At 43.1% G+C, this 267-nt stretch carries 1 protein-coding gene; it reads right to left on the bottom strand.

What is annotated here, in order from left to right; genetic code table 11:
* On the bottom strand, nucleotides 1-267 hold a 267-nt coding region (locus A3763_RS07630), incomplete at both ends, for a chemotaxis protein CheX (RefSeq protein WP_197482837.1).

Here is a 267-nt window from a genome sequence, read left to right as displayed (position 1 = left end):
TCGATCAGCTTAAACTTAAAGCATAGTTGAGGCTCGGTTGAACCAAAGGACATATGTTTTTGAGAGTGGTTTACCAGCGTTGGGACATAAATACGATTGCCTTCTAAACTCTCAACGGAAGAGAAGTAGCAAGAGCGTGCTTTACCCCAAATCAGGTTGGTGGCTTCGTTGAGAATCGAGTTAATATCATTGCGATTCGGACGCATTGAATGAATGGCAGTTGCGTCAGAGCGAATTAAATCAGTGATTTCCTTTTCAGTGGTCTGC

It is taken from the genome of Oleiphilus sp. HI0128, from assembly GCF_001635365.1.
Note: the sequence above shows the minus strand (reverse complement) of the source record. Positions and strands in the feature narration are given on the sequence as shown.